General features: G+C 42.7%; 25 protein-coding genes and 1 pseudogene. 8 read left to right on the top strand and 18 right to left on the bottom strand.

Translation table 11 applies throughout. From position 1 onward, the window contains the following. Positions 1-111: 111 nt before the first annotated feature. Genes MKX34_RS08475 through MKX34_RS08465 form a run of 3 tightly spaced genes read right to left on the bottom strand, consistent with a single transcriptional unit; the run spans position 112 to position 2601 of the window. Positions 112-1167 (bottom strand): hypothetical protein, encoded by a 1056-nt coding sequence (locus tag MKX34_RS08475; protein ID WP_076297573.1) that lies wholly within the window; start codon positions 1165-1167, stop codon positions 112-114. 5 nt (positions 1168-1172) lie between these two features. After that, entirely contained in the window at positions 1173-1973 is an 801-nt protein-coding gene (locus tag MKX34_RS08470) for a DUF6884 domain-containing protein (RefSeq protein WP_076297574.1), read from the bottom strand. Beyond that, entirely contained in the window at positions 1960-2601 is a 642-nt protein-coding gene (locus MKX34_RS08465; protein ID WP_076297575.1) for a hypothetical protein, read from the bottom strand. The genes MKX34_RS08470 and MKX34_RS08465 overlap by 14 nt, the downstream gene beginning before the upstream one ends. A 118-nt stretch (positions 2602-2719) precedes the next feature. Here MKX34_RS08465 and MKX34_RS08460 point away from each other — a divergent pair, with 118 nt between their 5' ends. Together MKX34_RS08460 and MKX34_RS08455 are read left to right on the top strand one after the other, a co-directional pair. After that, positions 2720-3019 (top strand): hypothetical protein, encoded by a 300-nt coding sequence (locus MKX34_RS08460; protein WP_076297576.1) that lies wholly within the window; start codon positions 2720-2722, stop codon positions 3017-3019. After that, a complete protein-coding gene (locus MKX34_RS08455; protein WP_076297577.1) occupies positions 3012-3332 on the top strand; it encodes a hypothetical protein in 321 nt (106 codons plus the stop codon). Before MKX34_RS08460 ends, MKX34_RS08455 begins: the two co-directional genes overlap by 8 nt. A gap of 39 nt (positions 3333-3371) precedes the next feature. On the opposite strand, the gene MKX34_RS08450 is transcribed toward MKX34_RS08455, so the two are convergent. The 4 genes from MKX34_RS08450 to MKX34_RS08435 all read right to left on the bottom strand — a co-directional run bounded on the left by MKX34_RS08450 (position 3372) and on the right by MKX34_RS08435 (position 8206). Continuing rightward, the gene (locus MKX34_RS08450; protein WP_076297578.1) at positions 3372-4682 is read right to left on the bottom strand and encodes a competence protein CoiA family protein; all 1311 of its coding nucleotides are present in this window, start codon (positions 4680-4682) and stop codon (positions 3372-3374) included. 342 nt (positions 4683-5024) lie between these two features. After that, on the bottom strand, positions 5025-6560 hold the full coding sequence (locus MKX34_RS08445; RefSeq protein ID WP_339204768.1) for a recombinase family protein: 1536 nt from the start codon (positions 6558-6560) through the stop codon (positions 5025-5027). After that, on the bottom strand, positions 6553-8034 hold the full coding sequence (locus MKX34_RS08440) for a recombinase family protein (protein WP_076297580.1): 1482 nt from the start codon (positions 8032-8034) through the stop codon (positions 6553-6555). Before MKX34_RS08440 ends, MKX34_RS08445 begins: the two co-directional genes overlap by 8 nt. A 19-nt stretch (positions 8035-8053) precedes the next feature. Then, the gene (locus MKX34_RS08435; RefSeq protein ID WP_179089341.1) at positions 8054-8206 is read right to left on the bottom strand and encodes a hypothetical protein; all 153 of its coding nucleotides are present in this window, start codon (positions 8204-8206) and stop codon (positions 8054-8056) included. A 44-nt stretch (positions 8207-8250) separates the two neighbouring features. Between MKX34_RS08435 and MKX34_RS08430 the strand changes: the two genes are divergently transcribed. After that, positions 8251-8592: a transcriptional regulator gene (locus MKX34_RS08430; RefSeq protein ID WP_076297581.1), complete on the top strand. Its 342-nt coding sequence runs from the start codon at positions 8251-8253 to the stop codon at positions 8590-8592. Between the two features lie 185 nt (positions 8593-8777). On the opposite strand, the gene MKX34_RS08425 is transcribed toward MKX34_RS08430, so the two are convergent. Further along, a complete protein-coding gene (locus tag MKX34_RS08425) occupies positions 8778-9020 on the bottom strand; it encodes a hypothetical protein (RefSeq protein WP_076297582.1) in 243 nt (80 codons plus the stop codon). Positions 9021-9135: 115 nt separating this feature from the next. Between MKX34_RS08425 and MKX34_RS08420 the strand changes: the two genes are divergently transcribed. Further along, positions 9136-10596 carry a recombinase family protein gene (locus MKX34_RS08420; protein ID WP_076297583.1) on the top strand — a complete coding sequence of 487 codons (1461 nt, stop codon included), beginning with the start codon at positions 9136-9138 and terminating at the stop codon, positions 10594-10596. Positions 10597-10704: 108 nt separating this feature from the next. On the opposite strand, the gene MKX34_RS08415 is transcribed toward MKX34_RS08420, so the two are convergent. Together MKX34_RS08415 and MKX34_RS08410 are read right to left on the bottom strand one after the other, a co-directional pair. Then, positions 10705-11559, bottom strand: a complete 855-nt coding sequence (locus MKX34_RS08415) for a DUF4435 domain-containing protein (RefSeq protein WP_076297584.1) — start codon at positions 11557-11559, stop codon at positions 10705-10707. A gap of 2 nt (positions 11560-11561) precedes the next feature. Next, on the bottom strand, positions 11562-12707 hold the full coding sequence (locus MKX34_RS08410) for an ATP-binding protein (RefSeq protein WP_076297585.1): 1146 nt from the start codon (positions 12705-12707) through the stop codon (positions 11562-11564). A 77-nt stretch (positions 12708-12784) separates the two neighbouring features. Between MKX34_RS08410 and MKX34_RS08405 the strand changes: the two are divergent. Further along, positions 12785-13369, top strand: a pseudogene (locus MKX34_RS08405) (SpoVR family protein); the annotation flags it as partial. 61 nt (positions 13370-13430) lie between these two features. Here the strand turns inward: MKX34_RS08405 and MKX34_RS08400 are convergent. The 3 genes from MKX34_RS08400 to MKX34_RS08390 all read right to left on the bottom strand — a co-directional run bounded on the left by MKX34_RS08400 (position 13431) and on the right by MKX34_RS08390 (position 17588). Then, a complete protein-coding gene (locus MKX34_RS08400; RefSeq protein WP_076141388.1) occupies positions 13431-13871 on the bottom strand; it encodes a GNAT family N-acetyltransferase in 441 nt (146 codons plus the stop codon). Positions 13872-14215: 344 nt separating this feature from the next. Continuing rightward, the gene (locus tag MKX34_RS08395) at positions 14216-15142 is read right to left on the bottom strand and encodes an AraC family transcriptional regulator (RefSeq protein WP_235219505.1); all 927 of its coding nucleotides are present in this window, start codon (positions 15140-15142) and stop codon (positions 14216-14218) included. A 550-nt stretch (positions 15143-15692) separates the two neighbouring features. Beyond that, on the bottom strand, positions 15693-17588 hold the full coding sequence (locus MKX34_RS08390) for a PrkA family serine protein kinase (RefSeq protein ID WP_036684429.1): 1896 nt from the start codon (positions 17586-17588) through the stop codon (positions 15693-15695). Between the two features lie 194 nt (positions 17589-17782). Here MKX34_RS08390 and MKX34_RS08385 point away from each other — a divergent pair, with 194 nt between their 5' ends. Beyond that, a complete protein-coding gene (locus MKX34_RS08385; protein WP_339204764.1) occupies positions 17783-18757 on the top strand; it encodes a DUF2161 family putative PD-(D/E)XK-type phosphodiesterase in 975 nt (324 codons plus the stop codon). Between the two features lie 917 nt (positions 18758-19674). On the opposite strand, the gene MKX34_RS08380 is transcribed toward MKX34_RS08385, so the two are convergent. From MKX34_RS08380 to MKX34_RS08370, 3 genes are all read right to left on the bottom strand, one after another. Continuing rightward, positions 19675-19827: a hypothetical protein gene (locus tag MKX34_RS08380; protein WP_169744751.1), complete on the bottom strand. Its 153-nt coding sequence runs from the start codon at positions 19825-19827 to the stop codon at positions 19675-19677. 8 nt (positions 19828-19835) lie between these two features. Continuing rightward, on the bottom strand, positions 19836-21053 hold the full coding sequence (locus MKX34_RS08375; protein ID WP_038569564.1) for a PLP-dependent aminotransferase family protein: 1218 nt from the start codon (positions 21051-21053) through the stop codon (positions 19836-19838). A 144-nt stretch (positions 21054-21197) separates the two neighbouring features. Then, positions 21198-21854 (bottom strand): response regulator transcription factor, encoded by a 657-nt coding sequence (locus MKX34_RS08370; protein ID WP_036684433.1) that lies wholly within the window; start codon positions 21852-21854, stop codon positions 21198-21200. Between the two features lie 284 nt (positions 21855-22138). Between MKX34_RS08370 and MKX34_RS08365 the strand changes: the two genes are divergently transcribed. Both MKX34_RS08365 and MKX34_RS08360 read left to right on the top strand, forming a co-directional pair. After that, the gene (locus MKX34_RS08365) at positions 22139-22546 is read left to right on the top strand and encodes a hypothetical protein (RefSeq protein ID WP_036684435.1); all 408 of its coding nucleotides are present in this window, start codon (positions 22139-22141) and stop codon (positions 22544-22546) included. After that, positions 22543-23607: a phosphodiester glycosidase family protein gene (locus MKX34_RS08360; RefSeq protein WP_094903451.1), complete on the top strand. Its 1065-nt coding sequence runs from the start codon at positions 22543-22545 to the stop codon at positions 23605-23607. Before MKX34_RS08365 ends, MKX34_RS08360 begins: the two co-directional genes overlap by 4 nt. 346 nt (positions 23608-23953) lie before the next feature. On the opposite strand, the gene MKX34_RS08355 is transcribed toward MKX34_RS08360, so the two are convergent. Together MKX34_RS08355 and trmL are read right to left on the bottom strand one after the other, a co-directional pair. Further along, positions 23954-24208 carry an AbrB/MazE/SpoVT family DNA-binding domain-containing protein gene (locus tag MKX34_RS08355; RefSeq protein WP_036684437.1) on the bottom strand — a complete coding sequence of 85 codons (255 nt, stop codon included), beginning with the start codon at positions 24206-24208 and terminating at the stop codon, positions 23954-23956. 126 nt (positions 24209-24334) lie between these two features. Next, positions 24335-24799, bottom strand: coding sequence for a tRNA (uridine(34)/cytosine(34)/5-carboxymethylaminomethyluridine(34)-2'-O)-methyltransferase TrmL (gene trmL / locus MKX34_RS08350; RefSeq protein ID WP_036684439.1), 465 nt, complete (start codon positions 24797-24799; stop codon positions 24335-24337). Positions 24800-24893: the final 94 nt, after the last annotated feature.

The raw sequence follows: 24893 nt of genomic DNA, 5'->3' as shown, positions 1-24893 counted from the left end.
CCATTCACCTCTGGATGATTTATTCTTAAAATGTAAAATGATTCATAGGAAAATATTCCTAAGTTCATAATAACATGTCTAAATACAAGAGGAGTATAAAAAAATGAGGACTCAAATTGAGTCCCCTACGTTTGTTTCATCTATACGTCTTAGCCAGGCATCGAAATAACTTCTGCTGAGGTTCTCCACCCAATGATTACATAATAGATAATCATAACCATAGATCGAATATGGATCACTGTAGAATCTCGGCCGTCCGTTAATATTTCGTTGTTCGATTAAAGATAGAGTAGGGTCGACTTTTTTCAATACAGGATAAGTGATATTAAATGTCCTCTTGGCGTAGTCCAGTCGCTGCAATCGCTCAACTTCGCGCTCTGTTAATAGATCATCTGCAATCAGTCGCTCAAAACTGGATCTGACCAAAGCACCAATTTTTATTTCCTCAGATCCTTTAAAATCAGCAGGTAATTTCTTTACTTTTACTGGCGATTTCGGTAGGCCTACTGGCTGCTTATCATCTGCAAAAAGATTATACATTTGTATACTTCGCATAAACAGCTCCGAAGTATCAGACACAGAATTAGATAAGGCTGTAACCACATTGAAGATTTTCTCCTTGAAGTCTTCATTGCACAGAAGCTCAAAACGAAAATCTAAACCTTTTGCATAGAACAGCTCCTGGAGTTCGGCTATGTAGAGTTGCAGCGGCTCACGTATTGCAACATATATTTTTGGAGCAGCAAATATAATATTCCCAGCATTCAAATTGAAGTAGCCATGGATCGCCATAGCAGTGCGAATCATTTTCTTCAGTACTCTGGATATCGTTTCTTCCTTGGAGCCGTAATTCAAGCCATTCTCATGAAAAGCTACATCAATACCATATATGTTTTGAACACCATTCCCCCCTCCTACTTCTAAGCCCAGAGCATCAATCTCAGCTTGTTGGAGTAGTTGGGAGAATGAACTATTTTGTTTGAACAAATCAAGGCTGTATTTCTCTTTAAAATATTGGTCTGAATCTTTCATCATACTTTCAACAACGGCTTCGTTATAAATTTCCCAAGACTTCACGGATGGCTTCCAGTTCAATTGAACAAGCTGACAATTTTTTGCATGTCTCAGCCATGAGAGCATCAAGGATTCTCCGATTTCTATTTTCAACAGAGCTACACCTCATCACCTATTTTTCTGAATGCAGTCTTTTCTCCAAGCACGACTGAATCCACCTCCCAACCAGCATGCAGCCATGACTTAGCTTGTGTATTCGTCAATGCATTAGCCCACCATGGACGATATTTACTCGCAGATGCAGGCAATGCGAAACCTAGTACCGCTTCGATTTGATCTATGGTCATAATCACTTGCTTGCCTTCAGTACTCAGCAAATATCGATAAAGTGAAACATATTTCCCAACGTTATTCTCCGTAAGATTCATTGGCTGATCTCTATGTTTTTTCAAAGTAGGCCGTACAATAACTTCGGACGGTGACTCCAGTGAATCAACAGACAACGCCTCCTGTCCTTCCAGCGCTCGGGTCAACCTTTGCAGCATATAGCCGATCCCCGTACAATCGCTTAGAGGAAAGAACAATTCCTGTCCTTGATTAAATACAGCCTTAGCTCGATCCGCATAATGCTTACCGCCCAGCACCGTAATCTCCATATATTTGAATAATCCTTTGCTTTCCGCCTGCTCTTTCAATTGAGCGATAAGAATAGTCTCACTGGAAGGCTTAATGAAGGACACGTTATAGTCCTCTGGAATGATATCCTCAGGATATAGAAAACCATATTTTGCAGACAGAATTACCCAATGATCGAAGAAGGTTTTAGCATACCTTTGACAGGCCACCGCAAAAACACCAGTATAAACATACTGCGCTTCTACAGTTCCAATTGAAGGCTGTTTATCCCATATCTTCGCGGCACCGCAGGGAATAATACAAAGCGATTTATCTCGATTCACTGGCGAGCACCTCGATTCTGTCAAAATCTTGGTTATTCAATGGTTCTTTATACAACTCGTTCACTTGCCAAAGTCCACTTCTTCTTATTTTTTCATGCGGTGATGACATCCCAAGCCATTGAACAGAAGGAGCACACTCATCACATAATGATAGCGTAGAGATGAGCCTGGATTCCAAAGATAAGCGCTCTGGTTTATCTTGTATAGCCAGCACACAAAATGAGAAATTCTTCTGAATATAATCACTGACCCTGCCCTCGATAGTTGACTGATAAGTTGGATTTATTAAATGACCATTATTTAGTTTAGCTTCCCGAGTTGTAAAATCGAGTTCCCATACACTTGCGTATGGATCTTTGTCTCGGTTAAGTAAGCATCTGCCTATGTTCTTGCGAAAAATACTTCTATCCTTATTCTCCTGAACAAAATGCTGCTTCAAACGCGACCTAAGTTGATTAGGGCCTGTGTGGGTACCAACTCGAACAATCCGATCTGCGTCATGCCCGTATTCCCCCCTTTCAAAGAGCAAATAGACCCCATTTTTGGGGATCATTTTTTCCTCGAAGGGAAAATGATGCCGAGTCATTTTATTGACGATCTCATGTAATTCACGACAATGTTGGCTCATACAGATTTGCCCCCTTTGAATCAAGAAAATCATGATATTCAAGTGTTAATAAATGTAATCTTAACACATTAAGATTGGTATTGGTTTATGATATAATGACGAAAAGGCGGTGAACTGTATGTCTATTTCAAAAGAGCAATTGGAACAGAGCTTTCAGGGCAAATCTTATGTAGACCTTAAAGATTTGGTCCAGCTAATCGAAGAGAACTTTGGATTTAACGTTACGTTGCAAAGAAAAGATGGGCAGCCTACATTTACTGATGAACAGAAGAAGCGGATGACTTCGGTCATTTTTAAAGATGAAGACGTTCTTTCCCAGCTTCGTCAGGCCAAGCATGACCGAGAGAATGGGATTTCCACATATAGTGACAGCGAAGAGGAGTTTGCACAATTACTGAAAGAGGTTCAGAATGACTGACCGTTACAAGGTGCTTTGGACCACTTACGCTAGGGTAGCTCTTGCCCGAATGAAGGAATATAAGGTAGACCCCTTGAACGTATTCAGACGTTCTAAATCTGTCTTGGCCGATGAGCCGAAATACAAAGCTGATGGAGTTTCTGACTTTCCTGGGTTTGAGTTCAACGGATACTACTGGATTTTGATTGGCAACGTAGTCGTCATTTACAGGATTGACGAGGAGCTTCACACAGTGTATGTCGATGCTTGTTATTTTGCCAATACAGGTCTGTCCCATTATATCTTCTGGGGCATCGATCCTGACGAAGAATAGCCCAACTACAAGAGTTACTGGTAGTTGGGCTATCTTTCATTATCTTATTTCTTCAATATCAACAAGCCATTTACGGATCTTTGGATCATTTACTCTCCCTAACGCATAAAGAACCCACTTTTTAACCTCAAGCCAAGTCAAACCATAATCGCCCAGTTCGTCCTTATGCCGTTTCAGGAACCAATAAAGACATTCTGCTTCATACGGAGCAATCGTCAGAATTTTCAAGTTTGTTATAGATGCTACTACATCAAAGTCTGGAGAGTAGGCTGTAGTTGCAGCAGCCTCTTTAATCGTCTGCCGAGTCAATTCTGAATAATTGTACCCTTTCTCCATTTGTTCATTATCGCCATCAGTATGCTGGTCCCTAAGTGAAGCTTCTCTTTGAATAGTATTGATTTGAAGAAGTACCTGATTTGCAAACTCTGTTCGGTTTCTATCCTCTTGATCCTTATCGCTAAGCAAAATTTCATCCCGAATGACCAGGGCTTGCGAAATATTCATTCGATATCCTTTGGTTAACGCGAAGGCACGAAACGGTGAGCGCATTTGATCAAGGATTAATCGGTATACCGAGAAGGTAATTTCATCACCAACAGAATGGACGTAATATAGGCTTCTCACGTCGCTTTTCATTGAACCGTGAGCTTTATAACCAAATAAAGTATAGAGATTGTATTCTGGAAACTCCTCGTATAGCTCTTGAAGAAGCTTGTCCCATTTGTGGTCCTCTTCCGTCTTGATTGCAAGTCCATACTCGGCTTCCCATAGATGCAGCACTCTACGCTCATAATCGTCTGCCAGTTCCCTGTCCTCGACAAACCAGATCGTCTCCAGCCCTTTACCTGCAAAATATTTATTTCGGGAATTTATCGCTTTAACCACTTTTTGGTCACCGATTTGGTGCACATTTGTTATGATTGAGACTGCAAATTCACGGCCATTCTTGTTAACGTAAATGTCAGGATACTGACTCCATTTCTCCGTGGCCTTTTCTTTATAACCGTACTCTACCTTCAAGTCGGGACGGATCAATTCCTGCCCCTTCAGTTCGTTATAAATGATTTCTTTAATCACGGTATGCTTCTGGCTTTCACGAGCCGTCTGCCTGTTGTATGTATCGTAAGCCTTTGATTCCTGACAGGTCTTACCGCTAAGATGTGCAAAATGAATATCACGGATTTCTCCTGCCCGAAGCAGCAGCTGCTCATGGCAGTAAGGGCAAGTCATGGCCTTCTTCTCGGCCGCTTTCTTGAATTTGTCAATTACCCTCTCCTTTTCACTTTCTTCATATCTGCTTAGCTCAGATGTGATATTAAGAAGTTCCCCCTCATACATGGCGATGTCCATTTGTAGCTCTCCCTTGTAATCAGAATGAGAGCAAATTCTACAGCATTCGAGGTAATTCCTCCATTATTTAGTTCAATTCATCAAATGTACACATGTATGGTAAACCCAAAAACCGAGACGTTTATTCTGGAGAACAACTGTCCATACTGGTAAATAGCCAACAAGCCCATGTTCCAAGTGGTTTTAAGCTGCTAACAGGCTCATTTTTCTCGGTTTTATACAAGCCTCGGGATCGGAATCCTAACTAAAAACCGAGAAAAACCGCCCATTCATCCTCAGAAATTCAACCTAAAAACCGAGATAAGCATAATAAAGGACTCGTTGGTATCACGAGCCCTATCGTTATATCTCCGTTTCAAGCAAGGCATATCGGGCGCTAATTTTCACACGACCCGTTTTATCAATACGAATCTGATGAACAAATTCCAAGAGTAACCCCCGAAGCAATTTCCCTTGGGTGTGTGAGTCCATGAGTTGATCTACCCGACTGCGGATATGGTCAGCATTCAAATCTGCGGTTCGAATTCGGTTCATCTGCAGCTGTTTCTGGGTGATCTGTTCATCAAAGCTATTGATCTGTTTTAAACAATTTTCTTTAGTCATTGTCAAGATGCGAATCATCATTTCAGCTCTCTTTTGCTGCTCATCCTTGTCACCAGGATTTTGTACACATTTGAACTGCTCGTTAATTTCATGGTTCACCTTGCTTAGCTTATCTTGAATTGTTTGCTTTGAAGCTTGGAGTACCTGAATATTTTTTTGCAAATTCAGCAAGTCCAGCTCAAGACTCTGAATAATTTTATCCACGATCATCTCTTCATGACGAAATTTTAAGTCATTCAAAAGATGGTCGATTATACGATGGGTCTTTTGTATATCAATTTTATAGCCGCAATTAGTACACAAGTATACCTTTTTACCATATCTTGCGCCTGATTTGCTTCGTGTCGTTTGGTCCTTTCCCCTTAACTTATCATTACAGGAGTCACAGACCAATAAGTCAGCTAGCAGGAAGCTGGTCTTATACCGATTCGGTGCATGCGTACCTTCTGCTCTTTTCTGATAAAGATCCCACCCCCGTTCCCATTCTTCAATGGTGATTACTGGGTGAATTAACTTAGATCGAACAAGCTCCCAGTCGGCCCGAGCATTAAGCGAGTTATTGGCCTGTTGCTTTTTACGCCCTCTGTGCAGGTAACCTGCATAGAATGGATTGGTCACGACAGCTCTTACGGCTTGATCTGTCCAGTCGCTTCCCGAATAAGAACCTTTAGGCAGCTTGCAAGCGATGGCATCAAAGCCTTCAAACTGTAAATACATACTGTAGACATCCTTTACCAGTTGAAGTTCATGATCAACCGTTTCAATGGCTTTCGTAGCTTTGTTGTATTTATAACCAAAGGGAGGTTTCCCTCCCCGCCATTTAGCCTGTTTAAATAAATTGTACATCGTATCCTTTGTGCGAATTCGGGTGTTATCCACTTCCAGTTTAGAGTTTCCATCTTTGATTATATCGACTATCAAATCACCAGAATCATACAAGTTCTCTGTGCTCGCTATACATACGGGAATATTGTAGTTCTTCAAAGTCATCCGTATCATTTGGTGTTCACTCGGGTTCCTGGCAATCCGATCATGCTGAGAAATAACGACCAGATCATACTTATCCATGTGGGCATCAGCCAGTAACTGTGAAATCCCGTTTCGTTCTTTTAGTTTTGTTTTTCGGGCCGAGACAGCAGGATCTAAATATTCGCCAACAAACTGGCACTCGTACTTATCCATAAAGTCTTTGACTGTATTTCTTTGAGCGTCCATGGTTTGCTTATTTGTTGAATGTCTGCCATAAAAAACAGCTCTCATTCCAGGTTTAATCACTGACTTTAAAGGCAAGACCGTTTCCTCCATCCATAAATTCGACCCATGGGTTCTTTAGCTCTATGCTTACATTTGGCGGGGATTGAATTGAGATTTGATTGACCACATCTCTTAGAAGTTCTCTTTGATCTGAGGGTTTCATACCACTTAATTTGATTTTCCCAGTCACTTGTTCCCATAATTTTCGGATTCGTTCAGGGTATTGGGTAATCCCCTGTATCAGGTCGTTCGTCACCGTGATCTGCTTTAACAATTGGGCCTGGCTCTCATATAATCGGAACATCTCCCCTTCCAGATCTTCATCCTTACTTTCAAGCCATTTGTTGGTTATTTCATCAATCTTGCTTCGTAATATAGGCAGGTTTGTCTCATATCGAAGAAGCTTGATTTGGGATTCGTTAATAATCTTTGATAATACTTCTTTAAATAATTCACTTTCCTGTGCAAGGGCCAGTTGCTCAATCCATTGCTCTACCCTGTCCAGAACTATCTCTTCCAGTCGTGAGATAATCGCTTTATGTCGATAATGAACGGGACAAATGTATACTTTTTCTTCTCTGCTCGCTATCTTGACTTTCTTCCGTTTCGCTGGAGTATGACAGGCTCCGCAATAAACAAGGCCGTCTAAAATCCCTGAATCTTCAGACCCATCATCAGTTTTTCTCTTACGAATCAGCATTTTCATTTTGTCCTGAGCTTGATTCCATTCTTCTTCGGATAGGATCACTAAAGATTTCTTTTCAATTTCAATTACATCTCCATCAAACTTCGCCGTTCGTATTCCCATGTATTCTTTGGATTCGATTATTTTCTTTAACCTCTGATAATTCAACAAATCTCTTGGTAAAGTGCTAGCCGATTGTAAATATCTACAGAAGTCGCTAAATGTGCGGCAGTTTGTAGACATCAGCTGGTTAAACACAAACAAAACATCCTTAAGCTTGTTTTCATCCCGCTGTATTTCCTTATTCTGATCACTGTAATATCCGTATGGCAGCTTACTGCCGTGATTTTTTCCAAGAAGAAACATGGCCTGCTTCGTTTCCTTTATCCGCAAGGCAATCTGGCTGGCTTCGCGCTCGTTGAAACCCGCAATGATTAATTCAAAAAACTCTCCAGAAGGCGTGTAAGTCATCGCAAGTTCATTGCGAGCGCTAAAGACAACTTCAACCTTATGCTTCTTTAACAGCTCATACAATTCGAGGTGCTGCTGAACATTTCGAGCCAAACGATCGCGCTTATATACAATGAGGGTGGAGATTTTACCCGCCTGTATATGACGAACCAAGCTCGTAAGAGCAGGTCGTTCATCGATTTGCGTCTTTCGGGCAGAAACAGCCTCATCGATGTAAACATATTCCTCATCAATCAATGTGGCGCGATTAGCTGCTGCGAAATAAGCGACTGTTTTTTGCATCTCTATTGAATGCTCTTGGGAATCGATAGATGAACGGCAGTAAAGCGCAGTAGGCAACAGAATCTACTCCTTTTCCTTAATGCTTGTGATTCGATTGTTCCAGATTTTCCACATCATTAAACAGGCTTTCTTTAAACAACAATACGTATAGATCCAACCAACGCTGCATGGCTTCTGCATCATGGACATATGTGATGTCGGTAATTTTCAGTCCCTTAATTTCTTCCATGTTGATATACAGTCCTTTCAGAATATGAATTAGGAGATGAAACTATGAGCCATCTGGGACAACAAGTTCGTTTATTCCGACAACAGAAAAATATTAGCCTGAATGCCTATGCCAAACAGCTTGGCGTTTCCCCTGGCTACCTGAGCAATCTGGAAACGGGCAAGACAGAAACGATTCATTTATCGGTCTTGGAGAAACTGCAAGAGGAATTGGTGCTAGTCCCTCGTCACGGAATGCATGACAAGGATCATAACGAACTGCAGCTGCGCATCATGAGAATTCATGACATGCTTGCCGAGCTACAACAAGAGAATCCACAGGCCGTTCAATACCTGATTCAAACCATTGAGAAGGGAATCGCGGTATTTAGCGAACATTCAGGCTAGCTAAAATTAATATGCGCCCATTTATTGGGTTGTATACATTAAGGTGAATGACCGTTTATCGGAATGAATAAACCTAACAAAAGAGGAGAGCCTATTCCCTGACGGGAAGGCTCTCCTCTTTGCGTATAAAACTTACTTGATATGCCTAGTGCGTATCAGACCCATCGCATCAAAAAATGGAGAGTCTATCCCACCTCGGGAAGACTCTCTGCTTTATGAACAAAGCTAATTCGATACCCGCTTGCTTGTTCCGAGCCAATGGTCTCTGTAAGCAGATGTGCGGCTGCTCTTTCTTTTAGCGTCTTCTCCCAGGAAGCGAAGTGTTCCGCTAACTTCTCTAATGTTTCGGAATGATCAATTTCACTAAGATTGCCAAAACAGATCTGCTGCGAAGGAGTGTTGACAGTAAAACGGATCTTCAGGTCCATCGTGCCTCCCCCCTTTAATACAACCTATGTGGCGGATTGGAGAGGACAACCCTATAATCGTAAATCAAATTTTTGGTGCATAGAATAAAGGACCAGCCCATCAGGAGGAGCGCCAATGAATGTTGAGAATACCGCAAGCCGTTTTGTAGCGATTTATTGCCGCGTATCGACCGATGAGCAGGCCCGTGAGGGTGTTTCCCTGGATGAGCAGCAGGAGCGTCTGAAGGCCTATTGCAAGGCCATGGGATGGTCAGACGAGGTCCTGTTGTTCATCGACGATGGTTACTCCGCAAAAAGCACAGACCGCCCCCAGCTCAAGCGGCTGATGACATACATAGAGAACGGCGAAATCTCAAAGGTTATGGTCACCAAACTGGATCGTATGAGCCGTCGACTGCTCGATTTGCTTACGCTGATCGATATGTTCCAGCAGCATCAAGTAGCGTTCATCTCAATCAGTGAGTCCTTTGATACGAACACGCCATCAGGCCGTTTGACTCTTCAAGTGCTTGGTGCTGTCGCAGAATTTGAACGCGAGCGTATTCGAGAGCGTGTACTGGATAATATGTTCCATGCTGCCAACCAGGGCAAGTGGCTGACCCAGAGCCCCTACGGATATCGCTTGGAAGATAAAGTACTTACCATCCATGAGCCCGAGGCAAAGACTGTACGACAGATGTATGATCTATACCTCAATCAAGGAATGGGATTCTTCGCAATTGCCAGACAACTGAACGAAGAAGGTATACCTTCCAGACACAACAAAGAATGGTCCATTCGTTCTGTAAAACTGCTGCTTACCAATCCTGTATATAAAGGCACTTTTGTATGGAATCGTGTGGATTCAAGCAAAAAGAAAAGAACCATAAAGGATGATAAAGATTGGATTGTCATTGACGATTGCCTACCCGCCATTATCGACAAGAACACTTGGGAAAGAGTGCAGACCAAAATGAACAGACCCAGCATTGCCCCCCGCGCCCAGACCAGCCCTCATCTTCTCGGCGGCATATTGAAATGCGGAAACTGCGGATCAGGGATGAGTATTGGTTGGTCAGGCTCACGAGACAGACGTTATCGCGTCTACCGCTGTTCTGCGAACAAGAACAAAGGAACATGCACTAGTAAGCAGTACAAGGCCGACGAAGCGGAGTCCTGGTTTTTGCAGGGGTTTGCAGGATTATCCGATTCACTCAGTCTTGACCTGGTCCCTCATCTCGTGGAGAAAGCCCGCAGTAGCCAGAGCAGCCGTGGAAATCAACAAATCACGGCAGCCAGAAACCGTTATAAACGAAAGGTCGAAGCCTATACTGCTGGACTAATTGAATTGCAGGACTTAAACGAGGAGAAGCAGCGGATGGAGAAGGTTATACAGGAGAATCAGAGTTCAAATGAACAGGGAGAGAAAATGCATGCGGATGAGCTGAAGGAAATACTTGAGAGCAAGATAAAGTCAGTTTTGGATGCGATATATGTGCTGCCTGTTGAGGAGGCTAAGGTACTGCTTCGAACGTTGGTTGAGAAGGTGACGGTTTTGGGGGAGGGGGAGTTGGAGATTATGTTAAATTTCAGCTGATTATTGTAAATTTTAAATTCTTTCCTTATAAATTTTCTCAATGAAAAGGTTACAAAAAATGTCTTTTGCTATGGTTGCATGACATTCTTTGTAACCTTTTATTTTCACCTATCCAGCGATATCACTTGCTGCGGCTGATTCTAGATATCCGTTATCAATTAAGACCTCTGTAGAATCAGCTCTTTTTGGGGGATGTGGTGTATTAAGTAAGGCATCAAATACATTCTTGAAATAAATTCTAATCTCTTCATTTTCGTTTAGGCATATAAAAATATTAAACAGCTGAACATCATTATATTTAGGATTACCAGTAGGTCTTCTGTGAAATATTCTGACTAACCCATCAATAATAAATTTCCCTCTTAATTTAGAATAGTCATCTTGTATTATGCTAAGTACTAATTCTTCACTTTGTTCAACGAAGTTACGTTTGCGCAAAAATTCATCATTAAAATTATCTGTACGTTCACACAAAACTGTATTAATATGCAAATCAGATATAAATTCTTTATCTTCTTTATAATTATTAGCTTCATGTGCAAACCATTTCGCTACTTTTCCCATAATAAGATTAAATTTCACCATTTCTTGAGGAGTTAAGAGTGTTTCAATAATCGATGCTTTAGAATAACGATAAAGATCATTTTCAATACTGTACCCTTCAGTAAAAAAAATAGATGCATAATCTTGAGGTATATTATCATCAAATACCCACATATCCCGATCAGCGAAAAAAACTACGTTCTTGTTTATGTTAACTTCGTTTTTTCGCTTAAATACCTCTAACAATTGTGTTCGACCATAACATTGCTGAATATTTATTTTCTTTTTCACAAACTTGTTGTTAAAATCAGAAAAAATCCTTTCGTCGTCTGAGCCCTCTACAAAGAGAGTAGGCCTGTCTGATCTTTTAATTGTTGACACAATTTCATCAATAGTCATATTAAACTTAGGCTTAGGCAATTTTACCACCCCTTACTTTCTGAAAGGACAATTTCATTAGTTTCATATTTTGAATATATAAATGGCGAATGAGTAGCTACAAAATATTGATTATTTTTTCCTTGGTTCATTAGAATTGGAAATAAATCTCTTTGCCAGTCAACATGTAAGCTTAGCTCAGGTTCATCGATAAAAATAGTGCTATTATCCATAAATGCGTTGTAACATAAGAAGCTTAACATTTGTTGTTCACCAGCAGATAATTTATCAGATAGCATAGCGTCCCCTACACCAAGTTTTATGTCATCAGTAAATCTGATCCCCTTATCATCAAATACATCTGAAATAAAGCTATCCAATTGGTTAAACGGGGTAAGTAATTTTTTTCGGTAGTTCTCATATTTGTCTAAACTATCAGTAATTTTATTTAACGCAGAGGTAGCATTCTTTAGCAATACTTCATTCTCATCCATCGTGTTCTTCCTTAATGATGTATTTCTGTAAACTTTAACTTCATTTCTTATTTGCTCAGAAAAATCCATGTTCATTTTTACTATTTCATTTGATATTTTGGCAAATTCACTTGATACAAGTTCAACTATATCCTTAGTAGAAATAGCTGTTACAAAAACATGATTCTTAGTCGTAAGATATTCCGCCAAATGAGTTACAGAATTTCTTCCATATCTCGAATATTCTGAATCATTTAAAGCATACTCAATACGTCTAAAAGTCGGAAAAAAAACTGATTTATTAGTTTTGTCTTCGATAAATTCATGCAGGGTTTCCAACTTACTTTTTCTTGGTCCTCTAGAAAATACTCTATGTACTTTTGTTTCAATTAGCTTTTCGTTTTTGGAGTAGAACGTGATTTCTGCAGTTTCATTATCATCTGGTTCATCTTTTTCAAACAGATAATTTTCTGAATTATTCTTATTATTAATAATTAGTCTATAATCATCACCATGAAGTTCGACGTATCTAACATCTATATCAGAAAGAACCATTTGAATATGACCACTTGTAAGATACCAAATAAGCTTTAGAAAGTTTGTCTTTCCTGCCCCATTTTTACCAGTTAGTACATTTATATCTGGATGAAATGGATATTCCCCTGAAATTTTAGAGTTCAATCCATCGACAATAATTTTTTTAATAATATTGACCATATCCTCTCACCATAATTTGGTATAGCTTCAATAAATGTAACCTAAACATAATCTATGATCAAGCACCTTAGCAATACGAAGGCTGGGCTTCCTACTGGCATCAGCGCATCGTTCGCGAACTAGATCTGACCGAAGAGGAAACAGTGGAATACGCAAAACTGAATTCATCCGTCGTGCAGCCCTCACGGCAAAGCCTGAATCCTTACTATCTGGGGCTGAAAATCTTTGAAGACATCGAACGCCGCTGGGACCGCGAGAAAATCTTTGAAGTACGTGAGCTGGAATCCGATACCTCTTTTATCCGCAGCTATCTATCTAAGGAATTGGTGAACGACCTCGATCTTTATGTTTTTGAGAAAAAAGGCCCCGAATGGAAAATCACCGATAAAGCATGGGAAAATGTACGCGATCAACTGGTGCTCGCCCGGGTCAATGGGGGGTCTCCTTACTTGGTCATTGAGGATGCAGACTTCGAGAAGAATGGTGAATTATTTATAACTCATCGCTATGAAAGCATCGAGCTGGATCTGAAGTACCTGGAGCGCACACTCCCTCACATCTACTCTTTATGGGGGCGGACGGTTCATCTACAGACGGTTGTGGAAGACAAAAAGGCGCGTTTTTCATACGATGGCAAAAAGGTGCAGCGGAAGTTTATTTAGAATTAAAAAGCGGCAGACCTAAACGGGTATTAACACCCTGGTCTGCCGCTTTTTGCTTTGGCTAAAATGAGGATTCAGATTCTTTTAACGACTTCGAGAAATATTTTGGAGCCTCAACAAATCCTTGCCGAGCATAAAATCTATGCGCATCAGTTCTTCTGGAATGACAATGTACCTGAATGTTATCACAGTTTCTTTTTCTAGCTAATTCAGCGCAATACTCCTCAAGCTTACGTCCAATTCCTTTGCTCCTAATGGCATTACTCACCACAAGATAACTTATAATTGCAGTCTCTCCTACCAGACCTAATTGGGGTATGTAATGCATGGAAATACAAGCTACCACTTTATCATCTTCCTCAAAAACCAATAATTCCTCATCCGGATGTAGGATTAGCTTTTCTATTTTTTCTTGCATGAACATTTCTGTATTCGGATATCCCAACTGTTCTAATAATTCCTCTATGTCTTGCCAGTCATCTGCTCTCGCTTCTCTAATCATCTGCTTCACTCTCCGTTATTTTCGAATTACCTTATTAATTGACTCTATTAAACTACGGAAGATCATACTCGTCAAACGTATTAATTTCGATGTATAACTCCTCCAAGGTATCTACGTTTCCCATATGGGAATTCCTAAAAAAGAAGGCCCGCAGCGGTAACACGCTGCGGACCTTCATCGACACCCTCATATCGACTTAATAACTGCACATGGCAAATGCCCAGGTGAACGTAACGTAAGGAAGTTTAAAAATGTAGGCGCGTAGCGTTCGCCTTTGTCAGCGACATAAAGTCCAAACATTTCAGAAATTACAATTATCACCGAGCGGTATTTGCCCTTATCGACTATTCAGTCAACTTTTTCACAGGAACGTAAATCTCCATCACTGTATCTGGCCGCGAATGGCAGCGTTCATCGTAAAACTCAAAATCCAGCTTAGTCTCGTCATAAACGTAACCACTATCCTTAAACCATTCTTCGAAGATGTACTTCCAGCTGCTTTTTATGACTTGGGCAAACTGTATTTGCTCTGTATCCGTTGAAGTATCCACCGGAGGTGTTGTAAACACGGCATATTCGGCTTCTGGCACATCCATCGTCAACATATCAGCTTCTACCTTGGAGTAGTCCTCAACAATAACACCCAAAAGATAGGTGGCATTGCCGTTATCTGAAGACGGAATACATAAACCAACTTCTCCGTGTTTAGGCGGGTTTAGTATTTTATACATTTTGGACTCCAGGTTTTCACCCTCATAATGGCTCCAAAAAGAAGCAATATCCTTAGTGTACATACTACCCGCAACATTAGTTTGGATACCATAACCAGCCACCTTAAAAGCAGGCTTACGAACAAAAACAGGATTCATAATATAACCTCCGATATCAAATATTGAATTTCCTTTACTAAACCCATCCATCCGCGCCGCATATTGTGTCGGACTATAACCAAAGGTTTTGCGAAAAGCTTTAGTAAAGCCACTTTGTGTTTCAAAACCATAGTCCAGCGCAATATCAATGATCTTTTTTCCAGCAAATAATTCAATTGAGGCTAAGGATAATTTTCGGCTCCGCACATATTCCATCACAGACATTTCCTTGCACAAGCTGAACACTCGGCAAAAATGATACACCGAATATCCGACCTCAGTCGCTATTTCTTCCACCGTTATATTTTCTTTGATATGAGCTTCTATATATTCAACACATTTTTCTATATCTTTACTGTAATTCAAGTGCAGCACCAGCCTTCCCCCGTACGGTGATTTCATTATATCAACTGCGCATGAGATGGACTGTTCCTGTTTTGCTGAGCTGCATTATTGCCTGTATAAAAAAACAGAGCAGCGTGCCCCTCCATTTACAGAAGGATCACAACTCTGCGTATTCTTAGTCACCATCATTTTGGTTAAGCCTCGAAGTAGACAACGCTGGATTCACGTAACCTACTTACACTTCAGTTGCTCCCTACGACTGACTAAAGGACCCAGATGACGTTATTTTCCAAAATATCGCCTTTTGAGCGGTGTTTCGGACTCCAGTGCAGCTATTACTCAAAAAACGGCTCATATTTAGGTTTTTCCTGCTAATAGCGACCATAGGGTCCAATAGCCTGCTAAAGATGCTCAAAATCTACGTTTAGGGTCTCCTGTGTCCTTTAGCAACTTCCTACGCACAACAGCCAAATTAGTCAGATGGGTGGCGGCGTTTAGATCAACATTAGGAGGGTAAAAGGAGGCAGTAAAACATGGAAGGACAAAAAAAGAGTGCTCCACAGCCATTTTCATGGCTTTTGGAACACCCCGCATAAATGAACTCTTTTTAACGGTTTAGCAGACTTCCCACGTATTTCAGCAGCTCGTTGGCGCAGATTGGGCAGTAGTGATGTCCATCAATAAGTCTGGCGCATACCTCATTGATTCGTTTGAGCTGACTTTCATCAGGTGTTTTGGACGAGGTGGTGATTTTGACGATATCTTTGAGGTCTGTGAACAGCTTTTTCTCAATCGCTTCCCGCAGGCGGTCGTGGTTGTTGTACTCGAATTTCTTCCCTTTGCGTGAATACGCGGAAATCCGGATCAGGATCTCTTCACGGAACGCTTTTTTTGCATTCTCAGAGATACCAATTTGCTCTTCAATCGAACGCATTAACCGCTCATCCGGCTCCATTTCCTCATCCGTCAGCGGATCACGAATTTTCGACCAATTGCAGAAGGCTTCGATATTATCTAGATAATTCTCAAAAAGTGTCTTCGCAGATTCCTCAAAGGAGTAGACAAATGCCTTTTGTACTTCGCTTTTCGCTAAAATATCATATTCCTTGCGGGCAATGGAGATGAAGTTCAGATAACGCTCCCGCTCCTCTTTTGTAATCGATGGATGCTGATCCAGGCCATCCTTTATCGCCCGCAGGACATCCAGTGCGTTCATGCACTGCAGATCTCCTTTGATCAGAGCGCTGGAAATGCGGTTGATAACATAACGCGGATCAATTCCGGACATGCCCTCATCTAAATACTCCGTTTGCATCTCCTTAAGATCAGCCTCTTTATAGCCTTCGACCTCTTCTCCATCGTACATCCGCAGCTTTTTAATCAGATCCATACCTTGTTTTTTGCTTTCTTTAAGACGGGTTAGGATGGAAAAAATAGCAGCGGCACGCAGCGCATGTGGTGCAATATGCACATGACTCATATCACTCTGGGCGATCAGCTTCGCGTAGATTTTTTCCTCTTCCGAAACTCTGAGGTTATACGGAACAGGCATAACAATCATACGGGATTGGAGCGCTTCATTCTTTTTATTAGAAATAAACGACTTATACTCGGTTTCATTTGTATGAGCAATTATCATTTCGTCCGCACTTATCAACGCGAAGCGGCCAGCCTTGAAATTGCCTTCTTGCGTCAGTGACAGCAGGTTCCATAAAAACTTTTCGTCGCATTTGAGCATTTCCTGAAATTCCATCAGCCCACGGTTAGCCTTGTTCAACTCACCATCAAAACGGTAGGCACGCGGATCAGATTCCGAACCAAATTCAGTAATGGTCGAAAAATCAATACTTCCTGTCAAATCAGCGATATCCTGAGACTTCGGATCAGATGGACTAAAGGTACCAATCCCTACCCGCTCTTCTTCTGACAGAATAACACGCGTCACCTTAACCTGCTCAATGTCACCAGCATAATCATTTCTCAGACGCATCTGGCAGGATGGGCACAAGTTGCCCTCAATACGTACACCAAGTTCCTTCTCAATCTCCGGACGGAGCTCCAGCGGGATCAAATGCAGCGGGTCCTCATGCATCGGGCAGCCTTCTATTGCGTATACCGCACCCGCATCTGTCCGCGAGTACTGTTCCAAACCACGTTTAAGCAGCGTGACCAGGGTCGATTTCCCCCCACTGACAGGTCCCATCAATAACAAAATCCGTTTGCGAACATCAAGCCGACGTGCTGCAGAGTGAAAATATTCCTCGACCAACTTTTCGACTGCACGATCAAGTCCAAAAATCTCCTGTTCAAAAAACTTATACCGTTTGCGTCCGTTTATGTCCTCTACGCCGTGCGACTTAATCATGTCATAAACGCGGGAGTGAGCGGTTTTTGCGGGAGAGGGGTCTTTTCTCAACAGTTCTATATACTGCTTGAAGGTGCCGCTCCACGCCAACCGGTCGTTCTCAGCCCGATACGAAGCTATACGCTCAAAAATGTCCATTGCTCGCTGCCTCCTCTTGCGCTCCTACTTGCTCTTCTACTTGCTCTCCTATAGCGTTAAAAAGTGTATTACATACCTATGCGGCAAGCGCGGAATAGTTGACCTCTTTTTTACTGTGCTATAATAGAGAATCAGAAAATGGCTGTAAAACCTTATTGAGAAACCCGAAAATAAAGGCCTACGGGAGTGACAAGATGGCGGTACGACATGAAACGGAGCTGTACGCTCCTTTGAAGATTTTTTTTGAAAAGCAGGGTTACAGCATCAAAGGTGAGGTCCGGACCTGCGATTTGGTGGGGATTCGGGAGGACGTTGAGCATCCTCTGATCGTGGAGATGAAAAAATCATTCAATCTCGCCTTGCTGCTGCAAGGGGTAGAACGGTTGAAGCTCAGTCCCATCGTCTATCTCGCAGTGGAACGTGTCCGTGATAAAAAAGGTGCGGTGAACCAGCGCTGGGGCGAGCTTAGCGGGTTATGCCGCCGGCTCGGTCTTGGGTTGATCACCGTTATCTTTTATAAGACCAAAGCACCGCTGGTCGAGGTGCTTGTAGAGCCAGACGAGAAGCCGCCTGCGCAGCGCAGCAACAAGCGGCGGCGCGAGCGCCTGCTCTATGAGTTCCGCGAGCGCAGCGGAGACTACAACACCGGCGGCAGCACGCGCGTCAAGCTCGTGACGGCCTACCGTGAGAAAGCGCTGCGTGTCGCGCTTTCTCTGCAAGCAGCGGAGGCGGACGCCGCCGCCGCTGCAGAGAAGGCAGCTGCGAAGGCTTCGCTCGCAGGCGCCAAACGTTCAGCGGCGGGCACCGCTGAACAGGTTCCGGCGCTGAGCTCAGCGCCGGAGAGCCGTGCTGCCGGGGACGCGGCAGCACGGGAGGCAGCGGCGGCAGGCACGCGAAGCGGTGCCCCTAGCGCTGCCTCAAGCACGCTTCCAGCGGCCGTATTGGCCGCAGGAAGCGCTCCCCGCTCAGCCGGCATCACTCCGGCCGAGCTGCGGAAGCGTAGCGGCGTACCCACCGCCGCCGCTATGCTTCAGAACAACTACTACGGCTGGTTTCACCGGGTAAGCCGTGGGCGTTATACCCTAACCCCAGCCGGTCATGCGGCGCTGGTTGAATATGCCGCGATAACAAGCGGCGTACCCAATAACAGCAATCATCCCAGTAATTAGCTAACCTAACCTGGACAGTACATCAATCGAGCACCTCTTTTAGTCGGGTTCTAATCTTTTACCTCGGTTCTAATCATTTACTCAGACTTTAAACTTATTATTCTGATGCACACATAACATATTAAATAACGCCAAAAAGCATCCCAACTACGGGATGCTTTTTCGTATGTCTAATCTTATTTGAATCTTATCTCTGTACATTCCATGTTCTTATCTTACACATAACACATTAGTATCTGGTGCGTACCACGTTCTTACTATACTCATATCACATTTAGATTACATTTTTAATACACTAGTATCTCATCCGTATCATGTCTTATTTCACACATATCTCATGAGTATCTCATACGTATCACATTCAGACTGCATTCTTAACATACTAGAATCTCGTTCGTACCACGCTCTATCTCATACGTACCACATTCGTATTTCATTCTTACCGCGTGCGTAACTCGCTTTTCCCACGTTCGTAAATCACTCTCATCACATTAGTAACTCATTCATACCACGTTTGCATTTCACTCTTACCACGTTCATATCTCTGCGTACCTCATCCAGCTCTACTTAACTGTACTTAACTAACTTATTTACAATCTTCGAACACGAGCGCTATTTATTAATTACTATTTTCTCTACTCTTGCTTAAACATGCTACTCTTGCTGATTTATTCACATTAGAACCCCTATGCTACATTCAACATCCACTAATACTAAATCATTCAAAGCAAAATAAGCTTTAAAAACACCATTCCGAAAAAGGCACACTAAGTTATTAGGGAAATCCTCCCTAATATTCTTCGATTCACACGCTAAAAACCGCATTTTAGGGAATTACTCCCTGATTTTCGCCAGATTACCCCCTAAAACGGGGTATCCCTTGATTTTTTAGGGAGAAATTCCCTAAACAGTCCATTTTAGAGTTCAAATCGACCAGTTTTAGGGAGGATTTCCCTAATTAATCTCACATCACGCACTTCGTCTTGCCCGACTTGTAATTCTGTCCGTGTTTTAGCTCTAAGAGTGTCTTGTGTTTTCATCATTTCAATCATTTCATTCCCAACTTTCATTCCACTACCTAACTCCGTGCCGTGAACTCCTTAACCGCTTCGCTCATCAGGTTCATGCCAAGCAGCAGCTCATCCCGGCCGGGATGGCTGAAGTTAAGGCGAAGGTGATTGCTGACTCCATCTACACTACATAACGGACCCGGCAAAAAAGCCACTCCCTTACCTAGCGCACATTTGAGCAACGCCATAACATCCATTCCCTCTGGTGGTGAGACCCACAGGAACATGCCTCCTGACGGCAGATCATAGGAGCTGCCCTTCCAAGCAGGCCGCTTTAGCAGTTCTACCATAAGCTTCAGACGGGTGTTATACTCTCGATTCAGCTGCGCGATATGCTCACGCAGATCAAACGCAGACACATCCAATAAATGATGCAGCAGCCGCTGATTTAATGCGCTCGACTGCCAATCGGCCATCTGCTTAGCCGCAGACATCATTCTGATCAAGACTCGGCTGCCTGCCGCCCAGCCCGTCCGCAGCGCGGGCGCAACGGTCTTGCTGAACGAACCGATATAAAGCACATGTCCGCCATCGCTGATATTTTCCAGTGCATACAAAGACGGATATCTTTTGGCCTTGTGTTCACCCTGCTTCTGGAAGTGCAAATCCCCATAAGAATCATCTTCCACAATCAAGATGTTATATGCGATACATAAATCCAATACTGCGCGGCGTCTCTCCAAACTCCATAAAATGCCGCTTGGATTGGTAAAGCTAGGGGTTGCGAACAGCATTTTCGGCTTATGCAGCTCAATCTGGCTCCGCAAATGCTCCGGATCAAGCCCGTCCAAATCACCCTGTACAGGAATAATAACGGCCCCCTGCATCCGAAGAGTCTGCAAAAATCCTGGAGAGGTCGGATTTTCTACTAATACACGATCTCCTGGATCAATATACACCCGCGACAACAAATCAATGGCTTGCTGGCTACCCGTTGTTAGCAGAACTCCACCCTCAACAACATTTACCCCTTTTTCTTTAAGCCAATCCCCAGCAAGCCACTCCCGAAGGGGTCCGTACCCGGCAGGATCACCATATTGCAGTGCTCCCGCATCTGCTGAAATCACCGTAGATGCTGCTTCAGCAAGCAGTGACAATGGGAATAGTTCTTCCGCTGGTAATTCTTCAGCTAGCGATATCATGGAGCTTCTCCGTGTTTGGGTGCGGATACTAAGAAGCGATGACGACAACAATGTGTGTGCGCGAGCAGAAAATTCGTAAATCATGCGAAATCCCCCTTCCCTTTTACCAAGTAGAAACGGCTTCGTCATCCTCATCCAAGGATGGGATGGTTACCCATTCAACATGATATTCTTACTTCTACTCCAAGAATATTCCACCCCATACGTCATTATGTCGTAAAGCGTGGGTTAGGCGTAGATTTGCCTGTTTTGTCTTGAGAAGAGCGCGAATTTCTCAATCGCTTGTGCCCGGGTCGAAACATCGAGCTTTACATAGATTTTGCGCAAATAATTATCAATGGACCGACGGCTTACCGCAATTTCAAGCGCAATTTTATCGTAGGTAATCCCTTGAACGATTCGCTCCATGATAAACATCTCTGTCTCCGTCAGTTGCAGAACATCATCTAATCCTTTAAATGTCGAAATCGGCCAAGCTCCTTTTTCAATCCATTCCAACGGCATTGAAAGAAAACCCTCCCGTAAACCCAGGATCAGCTGTAAAAGCTGACGGGGAGAAGCTCCCTTCGAGAATATCCCGCTGGCTCCTAGTTCTACGAGGGGCTGAAGCAGTTCTCGCCCGTCTTCGTCTGTCATCACGACAAAATGTGAGTTTGGTGAGCTTTTTTTCATATTTAACAGCACACTCTCAATATTCCCCTCAGGCATATGATAATCTACTAGCACTAGCTCGGGATTTTTTTCCCTTACGATGGTAGCGCCTTCGTCCCAAGTGGAATACATTCCCAGAACCTTAAGCCCCTCTTCCTCTTCCAAAATCAATTTTGTCCCCAGCATACTTGTAGGATGACACCCCACAATGACCACCTGCCAAACCTTCATCATTAATGCCCTGACCCCCTGCTCTATATATAATCATCTAGAAAGGAAAGCGCCGCAGCGTTTCCGGTTAAAACGCAAGCAAGGCTGTATGATGACTTGTCTGTATAATCTCTAGCTGGTTACCTTGTGTACGTCTATCAGAATTCCAATCTATAGAAATTGTATCGCAGTAGTTTAATAGGATGCAATTACTTTTTCTAGTTTTCATACTCTCTTACATTTTTGCGAATCTTGTCAAAGTCTGATAGAATGGGGACTTGAAAAAAAGACCAACCCGAGGTGATAAAATGCAACCGCTAGCGGAAACGTCCCCGGTACGCTCGCGCTCTACTACTGCGAGAAACGGCCCTTCCGTAAAATGGTTTTTACTGTTCTGGATTATGATGATCGGACTCGGCGTATATGCTGTATACAGCTACACGAACCATCTGAAGCAACAAGTGCTAACCGAACTTAGTACTCAGAGCCAGCAGCAGCTTACCGTTTTGAAGACCGACTATGAAGCAAAAATTGCCGTTCTCTCTGAAGAAGTGAAGGAATTGCAGAATACAGTGCAAAGCTTTAACGAACTATTAACCTTCACTAAAGATAATGCTAGTGCCAAGACAGATAACAGCAACAAGCTATATACGCAATTGAGTGAGGTAAGCAAACAGTTAGAAGCTTTGAAGAAAGAAATGGATCTGATCAAATGATGACGCCAGTCAAAAGAGTAAATCGCTTCTTCATGCTTCTAACTGCACCGTTCATAGGCTTGTTTATATGTATGTCGTGGTATCGACCACCGCTACAGCTAGACCTTGATGTAGGACAATTCTCACCAAGCGCTGGGCCAGTGAATGAAACAGCTTCCTTAAAAAAAGAGCTGACTCTGGCAGAGGCCTCCGCAGCTTACACCATTGATGCTGTCAGCGCTAGTGCCAAGCTATATAAAGAGACTACCACTACGATGAATAAGCTAGTCGAAACAGCAAAGACTCAGGCGAACCGGCCTGAACTGATCTATAACCGCAGGATTTCAGCCAAGCTTGGTATACCTTCAGAGATTGTTACCAGCGACCGTATAAGAGTTGAGTTATATCGATTGAATCCAGGAAACTACAAAGCTTATGCGTTGAAAATCAAATTGAAGGACCCGACCGCTATGAAGATGAGCTTGGCGGAGACAGCCTCCGGTGCGGAAACTACTATGCATGCCGTACAGCGTAATGGTGCCATTGCTGGTATTAATGCGGGCGGCTTTGCAGATCAATCCGGAAAACGTTATCCCTTAAGCACAACTGTTGTGGATGGAAAGTATTTATACGGTTTTGAGCCAACGTACAAGGACCTAAGTTTTGTTGGGCTGAACAAATCCGGGCAATTAATCGGCGGGAAATTCTACAGTCGCGCACAATTAGATCAGCTAGATCCGGTATTCGGCGCCACCTTTGTGCCTGTCCTCCTTAAAAACAACATTAAAACACCCATACCCGAAAAGTGGAAAACATCCCCTAATCGGGCACCACGTACCGTGATCGGCAAATATAAAGATGATCAGATCCTGCTTTTTGTAGCAGATGGATATAATGAGTATGGCAGCTCTGGTGCACAGCTGGAGGAGATTCAGAACAAATTATCGAATATGGGCCTCGTAGATGCTTATAATTTAGATGGTGGTGGCTCTTCCTCATTGATCTTTAACGGAAGAGTTATCAATAAACCATCCGATGGAAATCTAAGAGCTGTGCCAACGAATTTCCTGTTTTTTAAATAATATAGTAAATTGTCTATGTAACATATCACATTTGCGTTTATTTTTATTAAATTGCAGGTTATAATCTTGATAACGAATACATTCGCTATTGGAGGTGCCAGTATGTCGTTCTCATTAACCTTTTGGATCGTAATGTTCGTATTTGTGTTATTTACGGTCGGCATCCTTACCTCATCTTACAACGACGACAAAACAAAAGGCCTATAAAGCCGATATGTCCCTGCACCCACTTGGTGCGGGGGCATTTTTCGTATACATAAAAAAACTGCCCCCAAGTAGAAGAGTTCTACGAAGAGGACAGTTTTTTTATAAGCTCTTGGCTGTCAAAATTCAAAATATGTACTTCTTAGGCATGTCTTGGCAATTGAGTCATTTCCGAAAGGCATGCAGAACAAATATAACGATCTTTATATTCGCTTACACCATCCATTGATCCACAGAAAACACATTTTGGACGGTAACGCTCCAAGATGATATGGTCACCCTGTACCAAAATTTCAACCGGGTCGCCTTCATTCATCTGATACCTTTTACGCAGGGACTTAGGCAGAACAATTCTACCCAACTGATCCACTTTGCGAACTACACCAGCAGGTTTCATAACTAACGTACACCTCTCCTGTTCAAGAAAAATTATTTAGTAGCTACTACTTATTTCGGCTCTTTCAATATATTTCGTTACCTAATTGTCGAATCCTGCTGAAAAAAATAAAAAATTTGTCTTTTTTTAAATAAGATTAGGAAAATCCAATTGTCGAAGCGCCTCGTACACAATAATAGCTGCCGAATTGGATAAATTCAGAGATCTCACAGCATCACTCATTGGCATGCGCATTTTTGTTTCTTTACCTGCTTCTAGAATCTCTGCAGAAAGCCCCTTCGTTTCCTTGCCAAAAACAAAAAAATCGCCATCTTGGAACTCAAAGTCACTGTATCTTTTCTCTGCTTTCGTCGTTGCGTAAAAGAAACGCCCCTCGTTATATTTCTCCAAAACCTCAGCAAAGGAGTCGTGATATTCAATAGTAACAGCATGCCAATAGTCTAATCCTGCTCTTTTTAATGTAGCATCGTCTGTACGGAATCCGAGTGGACGAACCAAGTGAAGATGAGTGCCTGTAGCGGCGCAAGTACGCGCAATGTTGCCAGTATTGGCCGGAATTTCCGGCTCGACTAATACGATATGGAGTGCCATTATATGGTTCCTTCCTCTCTAAAGGCTTAATAGCCAGATGTTTTACTCTAGTGCCTAACCATAGCTTCTCCAAACAAACTGAAAACCTTCCACC

The sequence above is a fragment of the Paenibacillus sp. FSL R5-0636 genome (assembly GCF_037974255.1).
Classification (GTDB): Bacteria; Bacillota; Bacilli; order Paenibacillales; family Paenibacillaceae; genus Paenibacillus_AQ; species Paenibacillus_AQ odorifer.
The sequence above is the reverse complement of the archived record's forward strand: the minus strand, read 5'-3'. Positions and strand labels throughout refer to the sequence as shown.

Bases quoted from the DNA above. Each gene is read 5' to 3' on its own strand.
- trmL (WP_036684439.1), bottom strand. From the start codon at position 24,799: ATGGCACTCCATATCGTATTAGTCGAGCCGGAAATTCCGGCCAATACT.
- MKX34_RS08465 (WP_076297575.1), bottom strand. From the start codon at position 2,601: ATGAGCCAACATTGTCGTGAATTACATGAGATCGTCAATAAAATGACT.
- MKX34_RS08365 (WP_036684435.1), top strand. From the start codon at position 22,139: ATGCAACCGCTAGCGGAAACGTCCCCGGTACGCTCGCGCTCTACTACT.
- MKX34_RS08425 (WP_076297582.1), bottom strand. From the start codon at position 9,020: ATGGACCTGAAGATCCGTTTTACTGTCAACACTCCTTCGCAGCAGATC.
- MKX34_RS08385 (WP_339204764.1), top strand. From the start codon at position 17,783: ATGGCGGTACGACATGAAACGGAGCTGTACGCTCCTTTGAAGATTTTT.
- MKX34_RS08420 (WP_076297583.1), top strand. From the start codon at position 9,136: ATGAATGTTGAGAATACCGCAAGCCGTTTTGTAGCGATTTATTGCCGC.
- MKX34_RS08430 (WP_076297581.1), top strand. From the start codon at position 8,251: ATGAGCCATCTGGGACAACAAGTTCGTTTATTCCGACAACAGAAAAAT.
- MKX34_RS08460 (WP_076297576.1), top strand. From the start codon at position 2,720: ATGTCTATTTCAAAAGAGCAATTGGAACAGAGCTTTCAGGGCAAATCT.
- MKX34_RS08435 (WP_179089341.1), bottom strand. From the start codon at position 8,206: ATGGAAGAAATTAAGGGACTGAAAATTACCGACATCACATATGTCCAT.
- MKX34_RS08400 (WP_076141388.1), bottom strand. From the start codon at position 13,871: ATGATTAGAGAAGCGAGAGCAGATGACTGGCAAGACATAGAGGAATTA.
- MKX34_RS08395 (WP_235219505.1), bottom strand. From the start codon at position 15,142: ATGAAATCACCGTACGGGGGAAGGCTGGTGCTGCACTTGAATTACAGT.
- MKX34_RS08450 (WP_076297578.1), bottom strand. From the start codon at position 4,682: ATGGACATCGCCATGTATGAGGGGGAACTTCTTAATATCACATCTGAG.
- MKX34_RS08390 (WP_036684429.1), bottom strand. From the start codon at position 17,588: ATGGACATTTTTGAGCGTATAGCTTCGTATCGGGCTGAGAACGACCGG.
- MKX34_RS08410 (WP_076297585.1), bottom strand. From the start codon at position 12,707: ATGGTCAATATTATTAAAAAAATTATTGTCGATGGATTGAACTCTAAA.
- MKX34_RS08355 (WP_036684437.1), bottom strand. From the start codon at position 24,208: ATGAAACCTGCTGGTGTAGTTCGCAAAGTGGATCAGTTGGGTAGAATT.
- MKX34_RS08370 (WP_036684433.1), bottom strand. From the start codon at position 21,854: ATGATGAAGGTTTGGCAGGTGGTCATTGTGGGGTGTCATCCTACAAGT.
- MKX34_RS08360 (WP_094903451.1), top strand. From the start codon at position 22,543: ATGATGACGCCAGTCAAAAGAGTAAATCGCTTCTTCATGCTTCTAACT.
- MKX34_RS08380 (WP_169744751.1), bottom strand. From the start codon at position 19,827: ATGAAAGTTGGGAATGAAATGATTGAAATGATGAAAACACAAGACACT.
- MKX34_RS08455 (WP_076297577.1), top strand. From the start codon at position 3,012: ATGACTGACCGTTACAAGGTGCTTTGGACCACTTACGCTAGGGTAGCT.
- MKX34_RS08375 (WP_038569564.1), bottom strand. From the start codon at position 21,053: ATGATTTACGAATTTTCTGCTCGCGCACACACATTGTTGTCGTCATCG.